This window comes from Flavobacterium sp., assembly GCF_046296355.1.
GTDB lineage: Bacteria > Bacteroidota > Bacteroidia > Flavobacteriales > Flavobacteriaceae > Flavobacterium.
The window spans coordinates 15,581-28,597 of record NZ_JBKBLM010000003.1 but is presented as its reverse complement, the minus strand read 5'-3'; the positions used below and the strand labels follow the sequence as shown (position 1 = coordinate 28,597).

General features: G+C 35.9%; 8 protein-coding genes. 1 reads left to right on the top strand and 7 read right to left on the bottom strand.

Annotation, left to right across the window (positions count from 1 at the left end; translation table 11 throughout):
* Window positions 1-80: 80 nt before the first annotated feature.
* From ACK4HO_RS02915 to ACK4HO_RS02895, 5 genes are all read right to left on the bottom strand, one after another.
* A complete protein-coding gene (locus ACK4HO_RS02915; RefSeq protein WP_409662321.1) occupies window positions 81-1,208 on the bottom strand; it encodes an acyltransferase family protein in 1,128 nt (375 codons plus the stop codon).
* Between the two features lie 31 nt (window positions 1,209-1,239).
* Window positions 1,240-2,193, bottom strand: coding sequence for an AAA family ATPase (locus tag ACK4HO_RS02910; protein ID WP_409662318.1), 954 nt, complete (start codon window positions 2,191-2,193; stop codon window positions 1,240-1,242).
* A 72-nt stretch (window positions 2,194-2,265) separates the two neighbouring features.
* Complete coding sequence (locus ACK4HO_RS02905) at window positions 2,266-3,693, bottom strand: peptidylprolyl isomerase (RefSeq protein WP_409662580.1); 1,428 nt, start codon at window positions 3,691-3,693, stop codon at window positions 2,266-2,268.
* Window positions 3,656-4,504 carry a hypothetical protein gene (locus ACK4HO_RS02900; protein WP_409662315.1) on the bottom strand — a complete coding sequence of 283 codons (849 nt, stop codon included), beginning with the start codon at window positions 4,502-4,504 and terminating at the stop codon, window positions 3,656-3,658. Before ACK4HO_RS02900 ends, ACK4HO_RS02905 begins: the two co-directional genes overlap by 38 nt.
* A gap of 1 nt (window position 4,505) precedes the next feature.
* Complete coding sequence (locus tag ACK4HO_RS02895; RefSeq protein WP_409662312.1) at window positions 4,506-6,473, bottom strand: peptidylprolyl isomerase; 1,968 nt, start codon at window positions 6,471-6,473, stop codon at window positions 4,506-4,508.
* 255 nt (window positions 6,474-6,728) lie between these two features.
* On the opposite strand from ACK4HO_RS02895, the gene ACK4HO_RS02890 reads away from it, so the two are divergent.
* Window positions 6,729-8,318, top strand: a complete 1,590-nt coding sequence (locus tag ACK4HO_RS02890; RefSeq protein WP_409662309.1) for a peptide chain release factor 3 — start codon at window positions 6,729-6,731, stop codon at window positions 8,316-8,318.
* Between the two features lie 107 nt (window positions 8,319-8,425).
* On the opposite strand, the gene ACK4HO_RS02885 is transcribed toward ACK4HO_RS02890, so the two are convergent.
* The gene (locus ACK4HO_RS02885; protein WP_409662306.1) at window positions 8,426-8,638 is read right to left on the bottom strand and encodes a hypothetical protein; all 213 of its coding nucleotides are present in this window, start codon (window positions 8,636-8,638) and stop codon (window positions 8,426-8,428) included.
* Window positions 8,639-8,678: 40 nt separating this feature from the next.
* Entirely contained in the window at window positions 8,679-12,881 is a 4,203-nt protein-coding gene (locus tag ACK4HO_RS02880; RefSeq protein ID WP_409662303.1) for a beta strand repeat-containing protein, read from the bottom strand.
* Window positions 12,882-13,017: the final 136 nt, after the last annotated feature.

The window sequence follows — 13,017 nt, the reverse complement described above, 5'->3', positions numbered from 1 at the left end:
CAGAATGTTTTAGCAAATAGCAATTTTTGCCCTCTATTTTTTATCAATTACTTATTATATGAGTCTAAAAATGACTATTCTTAATTTTTATCTCTTAAATTCATCATTGGCTTTTCATAAAAACGGTATAAAAAATAACTCAAGATGATGGTAATTAAGATATACGAACTTAAAAAAGCAACCAATTGAATAGTATTTTGGTCATCGATAATAATGTATTGCTTCATCAATAATAAAATCACACTGTAATGCAATAAATAAATAGAATAGGAAATCAAACTGATGAAAGTCACGGGTTTTTGAAACAATGATTTCTCTTCTTTCCATTCGGATAAAAAGGGCAAAAAACAAGCTACTGCAACTGATATTAATGGTAAATAAAATACATTCCACAACATCGGCGTGACCTCAATTACCCATCCTAAAAACCCGATTCCAACAAACTGAAAAAAGAACAAAAGCAGTCCAATCACAAAAAATAACGATTTATTTTTTTGCCAAAGCGAAGTATATTTCAAATAAATCCAACTGCACAAAACGCCTATAAAAATGCTGTCCAAACGGTAAATCACCACGGCTTTAAGCGATAGATTCCATTGGGTTAACGCGGTATTTTGGGTGGTGTAATGGTAATAAAATTTGGCACAAAAGAAAGTCAAAATCAGTGTAATGACTGACCATAAGAAAAAGCGCGACTTGTTTTTCAACTTAATAAAGCTTCCAACGATTAAAAGAAAAAAAGGTAAAGTGATATACGCAAATTCTTCAACGGACAAACTCCAGGATTCGGGAAAGAAAGGCAACATTGTGGTGTTTAGGTTTTGGATAAAAAAGAAATATTTCCACCAAGACAATGCCGCATAACCAACTATACTTGCGATAGCCAGATTAACCAACAAGATTAAAAAGTAATTTGGTAAAGTTCTAAACCATCTTCTTTTTAGAAAATAGAAAACAGTTTGGATGGAAAAGTCTTCTTTGAGATACAATTGGCACAAAATTTTACCAATCAAAAAACCGCTTAAGACAAAGAAAATTTCAACACCAAAAAACCCGGACAAGACTAATAATTGGTGAAAAAGATTGTCTCTTTCGGGGATAATCCACACACAATGACCGAACAACACCATTAAAATGGCTATGGCTCGCATTAAGTCGAGGCCAAAGATTCTGTTTTGCAAGGATTGATTTTCCAATATTTTATTCATTATTTAAATGTAACAAAATATTGAAACCGATTTACAATAATTTATCTATAATCATTTCTTCGGTGATTCCTTCAGCGTCAGCTTTGTAGTTTTTGATGATTCTGTGGCGTAAAATTCCGGTGGCCACTGCTTTTACATCTTCGATATCCGGAGAGAATTTACCATTGAATGCCGCATTGGCTTTGGCTGCCAAAATTAAGTTCTGTGAAGCTCTCGGACCTGCGCCCCAATCTAAATAATTATTCACATATTCAGAAGCTAAATTTCCTTTCGGACGTGTTTTGCCCACCAAAGTTACGGCGTATTCGATTACGTTATCGGCAACCGGCACACGTCTAATCAGGTGTTGGAAATCGATAATTTCCTGAGCGGTAAACAACGGATTTATTACAGGCTTGTCATCCGAAGTGGTGCTTTTTACGACTTGTACTTCTTCTTGGTATGACGGGTAATCTAATTTTATGGCAAACATAAAACGATCTAATTGCGCTTCCGGTAACGGATAAGTTCCTTCTTGCTCAATAGGATTTTGGGTTGCTAAAACAAAATAAGGTAAAGCTAATTTATAGTTTTGACCGGCGATTGTTACTGAACGTTCCTGCATGGCTTCAAGCAAAGCAGCTTGGGTTTTGGGTGGCGTTCTATTGATTTCATCCGCCAAAATAATATTGGCAAAAATGGGTCCTTTGATGAATTTGAACTGTCGATTTTCATCCAAAATTTCACTCCCTAAAATGTCTGAAGGCATCAAATCGGGTGTGAATTGGATGCGTTTAAAATCTAATCCTAAAGCTTGGGAAATGGTATTTACCATTAAGGTTTTGGCCAAACCGGGAACACCAACTAACAAAGCATGTCCACCCGAGAAAATACTCAGTAAAATTTGGTCAACCACGTCGTCTTGACCTACAATTATCTTGGCAATCTCTTTTTTAAGTTCTAATCTTTTTTGAACTAAATTTTGAATGGCAGCAACATCAGACATTTGATATAAGATTTTTGATATTAGAGATAAGAATTAAAAAGTACAAGATACATTTTAATCTAATTTTAACTACTATTTTTTTAACCAATTATTGATAAACAGACAATCTTGGTATTCACCGTTAATTTTAACGTAGGTTTCCTTGATTTTTTCTTCAGACCACTTGCCAATGGCTTTGATTTGTTTTTCTTTTAAGGCCAAATCTTTGATTTTGATATAATCTTTACCGTAATCGGCCGGATGCTCGTTGATTCTGTTGGTTACCGTGATGATTTTATATTTCTTTCCGGTTCTCGGATCATCATCTAAGATTGGTGCTGTGATGGCTTTGTCTTTTAAATTGGACACTTCACTATACAAACTTGGATCCATTTTGGTCAATTCAAAGTGCGTATCTTGGGTTTTAGGATTGATTAAGGTTCCGCCGTTGGCTTTGGTTTCTTTTTCATCAGACATAGTTCTTGCTGCTTCCGCAAAGGTAATTTCACCACTTTCAATTTTGTTTTTGATACTAATAATTTTTTCTTTGGCTTCTTTCAAGGCTTGGTCAGAAACTTTAGGCATCATCAGAATGTGTCTTAATTCCACTTCTTGACCTTTTATTTTTTCGACCATGATAATGTGGTAGCCATATTCGGTTTCGAATGGTTCTGAAATTTCGCCTTCGCCCAAACTGAAAGCCACATCTTTAAACTCTTTTACGAATTGGGTTTTTCGGCTAATTTTATAAAAACCACCGTTGGAAGCTGAACCTCGGTCATCCGAATAAATAACGGCTCTGGTTTTAAAACTCGAACCGGCTAAAACTTCGGCTTTGATTTCTTTTAATCGATTGATGACTCTTTGCTTTTCTTCTTCGGGAATTTTGGGAGTGATTACGATTTGGGCTACTTCCATTTCGGCACCAAAAACCGGCAATTCATCTTGCGGAATAGACTTAAAGAAATTACGGGTTTCTTCGGGAGTGATTTCAACAGCGTTCACAATTTTATTTCTCATCTCCGTAGTCAACTTATTGGTTTTGATGATTTCAAATAATTCACTTCTAAAATCCTCTTCGTTGTCTTTTTTGAAATACTTGATCACATTTTCCATCGAACTCAACTGCTCAACCATATAAGCAATCTGTTCGTTCATTTTTTCTTTTACCTCTTCATCTTTGATAACGATACTGTCTTGAATGGCTTGGTGAGCGTATAGTTTTTCTTCTAACAATTTGCCTAACATTTGGCAACGCGTTATGTCTTTTATAGATTGACCTTGACTTGACAATTCTAAAAATGATTTGTCAATATCAGAATCCAATATTATATAATCACCAACGGTGGCAATAATCCCGTCGACTTTGACCTTTTGAGCGGTTTTAGTTTGCGGTTTGGTCTTTACAGAATCTTTAATTATTTCTTGGGCATTGCCTGAACCAACTGTAAAAATTGTAGCAATAACAGCTACTATTAGTTGGCTATTTATAAATTTCATAATCTTTGTTTTTAATGGCATCATCGGTAATTTCTTTTTCAAATTTCTTTATCAATTCTAATTTTCTTTTGTTCAATATAACTTCTTTCAGTGTGGGTTTGATGTATTCAAACGGTGAGATTTGATTTTTATCAATCACATTGGTGATTTTAATTAAATAGACATCCTCATTGGATTGGATTTCGGCTTTTCTACCCGGACGAATGAATTCATCTCGGTTATCCGGATTGATGACCGGCAATTTTACATAAACCTGACTCATATCGACCCAAACACTATCATTCAGAGCAAAGCTCTTAAATTGGAGTGCATACGTATCCCAAAACTTTTTGTCTTTTTTATTATAATCAAAGAACTTACTTCTTATGGTGGCAAAACGCGGATTGTCTTTGGCCAAATTGATAAAACGCAGTCGTACTAACGTTCCGTTGGTCTTAAAATTCTCCTTGTTTTCATCGTAATACTTTTTTAACTCTTGTTGGGTTACCAAAGTGTCTACGGTATTTTTAACCACTTCTTCAATATACGCTTTGGTATATAAATCTATTTTATACTGCTTGATTAAAGTGTTGTATTCTCTTTTTTTCTTATCACTCAGGTTTCTTTCGGCAGCTTCTATGAGTAGCTTTTGGCTAGCCCATCGGTTAACGAAATCCCTCACCATCAGCACACTGTCTTCTTTTGAAGTTCCTGCAGGAACTAAAGTGGCGATATCACTTTTGTACAAATAGCTCTTTCCTACTCGGGCAATTGATTCCGGCTTTTGTTCCGGTTTAAAATAGTTACAAGAACAAAATAAAACAATCACCAAAAAAAGGCTATATCTGTTCATTCTATGGATTCAGCTGTTTTTTTACTTTTTCAAAGACATCTTTATTGACTTTAACCGTAAACTCTTGTTTTAAATCATCAACCCATCTTTGCTCTAAATATTGTTGGTAATCGTTTACTATTTTTCCACGACATTCGTCTAAAGTTTTGATGGCTTTTGGCATCACTTTATCCACTTTGGTAACAAAATAGTATTCTCCTTCTTTTACAATATCAGAAATACCAACTTCAAACTTGGTGCTTTTTGGTAAGGCATCATTTCCTTCTTCAAACACACCGTTATTACTCATTACGTTGACTACATTGTTAACGTTTAATTTTTCTTTTATGGCTTGTACTTCGGTGTTTTTCTTCAACAAATCGAGTGCTTTTTTGATTTCTTCCATTTTGGTAGAAGAAAGAACGGTAGCTTCCACTCTGTTTTTCCATTGGTGCTCTGATTTATGTTGGTCATAAAAACTTTGCAATCCAACCGAATCCGTTTTTGCTCTTTCCCAAATTTCTTTCTCCATCAAATCAAAAAGCAACAAACCGTCGCGGTATTCTTCCATCACATTGGCAAATTCAGAAAACTCATTTTCTAAATTATCATCATAATACGCTGTTAATTGCGCATCTAAGAATTTTTCGTACAGTGCATCAACTAATTTTGAAATTGGTTTTGCCGTCAATCCCACTTTTTGTTGTTTGTCTACAAATTCTAAAAATGTTTTACCTTCAATCTTTTTGTTGTTGATTGTTAATACTGGTGCGATATACTCTTTGGCATTTTCCGGTTGCTTCCATTTTGATTCATAGAACTCATCAGTTACCAATTTTGACAAAACAGCATATTGCTTGTTGTCTCTCTTGTGGGTGTATTTCTTTCTTAATTTTTCGTTTAGCGAAGCGGTAATTTTTTTTGACCTGTCGTCTTTACCAACTTTGGTTTCCAATTCATTTTTCATCTCATCAAGCGTACGCACCGGATGTTTTTGAATCAACTTTATGATGTGCCAACCAAATTGCGATTGAAAAGGTTTAGAAATCTCATTCGCCTCAGTCATTGAAAAGGCAACATTTTCGAACTCTTCAGAGCTCAATTGCCCTGAGCCAAATTTATTCAAAACACCGCCTTTTGACGACGATGATTTATCTTCAGAAAACTGTTTGGCCAAATCCTCAAACTTTTCCCCTTGTTGGATTTTTTTATAAATATCGTTGATGGTATTTTTTGCTTTGTCTTGATCTGTATCTTCCGGTTTCGGATTTAAAATCATGATGTGGGCTACAGTAACTTCACCACGGTTGTTTCTGATGTCTTCCACTTTCAGAATGTGATAACCAAAACGCGTTCTGATGATTTTTGAAACTTTCCCTTTTGCCGTATTAAAAGCAGCACTTTCAAAGGCATACACCATTCTGAAAGCCGTAAAATAGCCTAAGTCACCTTTATTTTCTTTGGCCGAAGGGTCTTCGGAAAACTGAGTAGCCAAAGCTCCGAAATCTTCACCCAACAAGGCTTTTTTACTGATTTCTTCTATTTTTTTGTAAGCTTTGAGTGTGTCTTCAGGCGTTGCATTTTCGTCTACCATAATTAGGATGTGTGAAGCTTTTACCTCTTTCTGAAGACGATTGTAGCCTTCTTCAATAAGTTCCTGAGTGATTTTGGTATCGTTGAAATAGTTTTTGGCCAATTGAGTTCGGTAAGATTTTAACTCGCTTTGGTATTTTGAATTGTCTTGCAAACCTAATTTATAGGCTTTATTCACCTTTAATTTGTACCCAACAAAAAGTTCTAAATATTGGTTTAAATCTTTTTGAGATTCATCTTTTACCAATTCCAGATTTTTCTTGTAAACCCTTGAAAACTCGTCTGTATAATAAGGTTTATCATTGATGGTAAACAAAACTTCTTTTGAATTATTTTGCGCGATTCCGGCAATTGACATTGAAAAGAACAATCCTAAAAAAAACTGTTTTAAACTCATGTTTTTATAATTTCTATTAAAAAATTTACAATTTAATATTGGTTTTTGCGATAAGCCAAAAAAGCTTTGGTTTATCGAGGTAACAATCAACAAAAGTAACAATTCAAACACATTATACAAGTATAGAGCCTACTATTAACAAAAATTTATTAACAGAAAAATTACCCTGTTTTACATTAATCAGAACAGACCTTAAATTGATAACCAAATAATGAGTAAATAATAGTATTTTTGCAGACCATTTATCAAAAAATCATGAGTTTTTTAAAAGAAATACAACGCCGCAGAACTTTTGGAATTATCTCGCATCCCGATGCCGGAAAGACTACACTGACTGAAAAGTTATTGTTGTTTGGTGGCGCAATTCAGGAAGCGGGTGCGGTGAAGAATAACAAAATCAAAAAAGGAGCTACTTCCGATTTTATGGAAATTGAGCGCCAAAGAGGAATCTCGGTGGCAACTTCGGTTTTGGCCTTTAATTATAAAGATAAAAAAATCAACATCCTGGATACACCGGGGCACAAGGATTTTGCTGAAGATACGTTCCGTACTTTAACGGCTGTTGACAGTGTGATAGTTGTAATTGACGTGGCTAAAGGAGTTGAGGAACAAACTGAAAAATTGGTGGAAGTTTGTAGAATGCGCAAGATTCCAATCATTGTTTTCATCAACAAATTAGACCGTGAAGGAAAAGATGCCTTTGATTTGATGGACGAAGTAGAGCAAAAATTAGGCTTAACGGTTACGCCATTGAGTTTCCCTATCGGAATGGGTTATGACTTTCAGGGAATTTATAATATTTGGGAACAAAACATCAATCTTTTTAGTGGCGACAGTCGTAAAAACATTGAAGACACCATTGCTTTTTCGGATATTGAAAGTCCGGAATTGGAAAAAATAATCGGAGAAAAACCCGCCGTAAAACTTAGAGAAGAATTAGAATTGATTTCAGAAGTTTACCCGGCTTTTGACAGACAAAGTTATTTGGATGGTACTTTGCAACCGGTATTTTTTGGTTCGGCTTTAAATAATTTTGGGGTAAGAGAATTGCTGGACTGTTTTGTGGAGATTGCTCCGACTCCGAGACCCAAAGAATCCGAAACCCGATTGGTAAAACCGGAAGAAGAAAAAATGACCGGTTTTGTGTTTAAAATTCATGCTAATATGGACCCAAAACACCGAGACCGTTTGGCTTTTGTCAAAATTGTTTCAGGCACTTTTGAAAGAAACAAACCATATACGCATGTGCGTTTGAACAAAAACTTGAAATTCTCAAGTCCGAATGCTTTTTTTGCAGAGAAAAAGGAAATTGTCGATATATCCTATCCCGGAGACATTGTGGGCTTACACGATACCGGTAACTTTAAAATTGGTGACACTTTAACCGAAGGAGAAGTGATGAGTTTCAAAGGCATTCCAAGTTTTTCTCCTGAGCATTTCAGGTACATCAACAATGCCGACCCTTTAAAAGCCAAACAGTTAGACAAAGGCGTTGACCAATTGATGGATGAAGGTGTGGCACAGTTGTTTACTTTGGAAATGAACAACAGAAAAGTGATTGGAACTGTTGGTGCTCTACAATATGAAGTTATCCAATACCGTTTGGAGCATGAATATGGTGCCAAATGCAGTTATGAAAACTTTCCGGTACACAAAGCTTGTTGGGTGAAACCAACAGATCCTAAAAGCGAAGAATTTAAAGAGTTTAAACGCATCAAACAAAAGTTTTTGGCGCATGATAAATATGGTCAATTGGTATTTTTGGCCGACTCAGAATTTACAATTCAAATGACTCAAAGTAAATTTCCTAATGTTAAATTATACTTTACTTCGGAATTTGATTAATTCGATTTTAAGATTAAAATCTGATTTAAATATAAAAACACCCATTTATTCAAATATGAATAAATGGGTGTTTTTTAGTTATTTTAAAAGAAACCTTTAAGGAAGAATTATACTGTTCTCTTGGATTTCTTGTAAGTATAAAAAACAAATAATATCCCGATAATTAACAAGATTATTAATTTACTGTCTATTGGTGCCGGTTGAGGATCATCACCTTCAAGACCGCCACCTCCATCGTCATCGCCAGGTTGGGCAAATGCGACAAAATCAGAAGCTAACAATAACAAGGTAACAAAATAAAATTTTAAACTATTTTTCATAACAATCACTTATGTATTTTTATATTTTTTAAAAGACGACCTATCTTATTACTTTTTTAGTAACTACCAATCCATCTTGAGAAGTAATTTGAATCAATAAAACTTCATTGGCCTGACCTGCTGTTATAGTAACTTGAGAACCATTAATTTCGCTTTTCTCCAACAACATTCTTCCTCTAATGTCAAATACTTTTACAGTAGACATAACCGTATTGCCTGTATTGATAACAAAATCATTTGTTTCGTTTTTGTATATAATCACTTGATTAGGATTAAATGTTGGCGATCCAACTCCTAATGGCGATTGGTAAACAATTTCAAATCTATCTGCAAATGTACCGGCATCAGAAGCAAAAGTATATGGCGAAATATTTAAATCGTTATAAGTACCATTTAAATTATCTTTGATAAATATATCTTGTGCGCCGGCGGTAAACAATCCGTCAACATGGTCAATTGTGAATGTATAAGTACCGGCATTGGTTACTTTAAAATTCAACGGTACCACATCAGTTGATTGGAATGGTAAAGCACGTCCTTGTATTACATATTCTGTTGAACCGATTTTCGTATTCAAAGCCACGGCGCCATCATTAAAATATTTACTGTCAAATTCATCAGCACCTTGAGTTGCATTGGTAAAATAACCTACAACCATTTGTGAAAACTCATTAGTTGCTCCAGTTAAATTCAACCAAATTCTGTGAGCTTCATTGTTGGTATTAGATGTATTTGGGTTGTTTCTGAAAAACTGGTCGGCATTATCATCGGTTCTTTGTCCGTTGTTAAACTCAACAGAGGTTGCTGCTCCTTTAGCTTCAACAATAAAACCTTGTCCGGTTCTGATAACTCCTAACGGACTTTCGGTATAAGCTTCTCCATTATCTCCATAGGTACTTGAGGCGGTATTCCAAGTACAATAAGACGGACTAGCTGTGTTGTTTGTTTTTCTCCAGAAATATAGAGTAGACTCAATATTTGAACTATTATCAGCAGCAAACTGAGCAATGTCAATAGCTGAAGGATAAGGATTTCCAACCAAATTAAATCTTTGCCCAACTGCCACATTATTTAAGGTAACCGTTTCTGTTCCATTATTTGGTGTACCGGTAAAATTACCTGTCCATATTGCCGGTGCAGTCGGATGGTTGTATGGCAAACGAATTAAATAACCTATTCCTGTAGCAAATGGAACACTATTATTGTCTGTACCGTTTACACCAGAACCGTTTAAACCTGTAACATTAAATCCTACGCTATTGCTAAATAAATTAGTTGATGTGTTGTAAGTATAAAAACGATTTGCAAAAGTAAATGGTGAAAAAGCATATAAACCTTGTCCTGTAACCGGTGATGACCACATAGTGTAATCAAGACGAATTAAAGGATTGCTGTTTCTTTTCACTATTGTAGAGCCTGAACCGGTGTTAGCGACATCATTTATTTGTATTAAATTGGCATTATTTTCAACCGTCAATGTTCCATTATTAACTATTACATCAGTAATCGTTAAATCAAACAAAGGATTAATTTTTAATGTAGTTGCTGAATTCAATGTCAATGTATTGATTGTAACATCGGATGAAATCTCCGGATAAAAAGTAGCTGAGCCAATAGTCACATTTGATACACTGGCTGGAACAACTCCACAAGACCAGTTAGCAGCATTTGTCCAAGAAGTACTTACACCACCTGTCCATGTATTGTTATTTGACACTGTTACAACCCAACTTCCACTTGAAAGGGTAAAAGTCGTGTTACAAGTATCATCTTTAGCGTATCTTGTGTAGGTAGTTGTAGTAGTTAATCCTGCAGGCGGATCGTATGAAGCCGAATTTGAACCGAAAATATCTACACCATTTGCTTGCCAAACATAAGTAATTGTTTCATCACCACCACTGGCTACTGTTGCATTACCTATCAAAGTAGGATCTCCATTATAACAAACTGTCTCTCCTGTTGTTTGAATAGCCCCGGAGGTAAAAGTTGCGTAAACTGTTGCTGTTACTGCCGTTCTCGTTGATGAAACACATCCTGTTGTTGTATTTCTAGCCTCTGCATAATAAATAGTTGTTGAAGAAATACTTGGAGTTGTATAGATAGTTGAATTGCTTAACAGTAATGTTCCACCTGAAGAAGCATCATACCAATCTACCGTTTCTCCAACATTAACTGAAGCCGATAAATTAACCGTTCCTGTACTGCATATAGCACCATTTGTCCCTGACGGAGCATTTGGCAAAGCAATAACAGTCAACGTACCATCTGAATAAGTAATGTTATAATTGGAAGCCGTAAATGTACCTCCTGTTGCTGCTGATGGGGTTATAGCATATGAACCAACAGCCGCACCCGAAGCTGCGCCTGAACTTGATAACGTTACGCTTCCAACCGTTTCACCATTTTGCAATGCACTTGTAGTGAAAGCAGTCGTCCCAAGAGTGTAAGTCGTTCCGAAACATTTTGATGCATCATCTGCAGTTATTGTTAGTGGAGCAGCAGTTACTGTTAGCGTTCCTGAATTTGGCGTATAAGTTATAGCATAATTACTCGGTGTGAATGTTCCGCCTACCGCTGCAGAAGCAGTTATCGTTGAAGTACTTCCTACAGCATCCGTAGCAGCTAGAGCTCCTGAACCATAGGTTAGCGTTACTGTTCCTATGCTTTCGCCATTCTGCAAACCTGTAGACCCAAATGCAGTTGAACCGGTTACCGGTGTTGATTGAGTCGCACCATAAACTTTAGTTCCGTTATTAGCGGTAATGGTTAATGAAGCTGTATTAACTATAAGTGTTCCGACATTATAGGTTATAGTATAATTACTGGCTGTAAAAGTACCACCAGTAGCAGCTGTAGCGGTTATGTCATAAGACCCAACAGCAGCAGTTGCTGTAGCTCCCGTACTGGCAATGGTTACACTTCCGATAGTTTCACCATTTTGTAATCCAATTGATGAAAAAGCTATAGAACCAGATCCTACTGTAAACGTTTGTCCATATGTTTTGCTTCCACTATCGGCAGTAATGGTTAAAGCTGCTGTAGTGATATCAGCAGTTAAACTAGGTTGAGTCACAGTGTAGTTAGCATTTGGTGCAGTGTACCCAGTTACCGTTACCGGTTTACCCGTTCCAACTGTCGCAGTATTAAAATTAGCCGAAGGTGAACCTGTTACACTGAAACTTTCTCCATTTTGTAATCCACTATAAGCAGCTGTTCCAGTCAAAGTGGCAGTTGTCAAACCATCATAACTTTTATTATCGGCTGTTACCCCTGTAATGGTTAGAGGCGCAGTAGTAACTGTACCACTACAAGCAATTGTAATCCCTGTAACTCCACCGCCACCAAAAGTAACATTCTCATTGTAAGTTCCCACTGCTGTAGTAGCTTTTAAGCGAACCCATACATTTGCTCCTGATAAACTACCTCCACTTGCTGTTAAGGTAGCAGTTGCACCAAATCCCGAAGTTGAAGAAGTAGTAGATACTTCATAATTGGTTGACCCATTTACTGTAATAGTAGCAGCTGCAGGAATTAAACCATCACCATTTACTTGAAAAGTTTGTACCGGAGCCGAACCATAAGTGTTTGCTCCACCAAAATTTAAAGCAGTGGTAGCAGAACCCAGAACTGAACCACTAAAAGTGAAATCATTAATACTATATTCTCCGTTATTACCGGCGTTCCATGCATAATACCTAAAACCGGTTGCTGCATTTAAATTTTGATAAGCACTACCAGTCAAACTTATAGTAGTTCCAGTTGCAGTTGGAGTTCCAACATTCGTAGCATAATTATCGGCATTTGCATTAGAACGTAATGCAAACGATGTTGGACCAGAATTAGACCCTGAACCTGCTTCTCTTGTTCCTGTGTAAACAAAACTTGATAAACTTATTTTATATCCTGCAGCTGGAGTTAAAGTAAAAGAATAGTATTTAGCTGTATTGATTGTTCCCGTTGTCCCCCATGCATCCGCATTATACACATTGTTTACAGCTATGTTAGTGACTCCCGTTCTCCCTATCCCCGATACAGTGATATTGGCATTCTTAACATCTCCTGTGGTATAAGGATTAGCGGCACCAGGATTAGTCCCTGTAATTGGATTGGTCCAAATACTAGTTTGTCCAATAGCATTTAAACTTATTAAGAAAAAACAAACTAAGAAAAGAGACTTGTTTATTGGCTTTAAAAAAACACTCGTTTTTTTACTTGAATTTGAATTAGGTAAAAATCTTTTCATATACTAAATTTTATTTTTTTTAGACCTGAGGTTTATAGGTTTGCAAACTTACTACTTTAAAAATGTTTAACGAAACAATTTTGTCAAACTACAAGAAAACATCGATAAATTACTGTAATTATTTTTTAAAAAATTA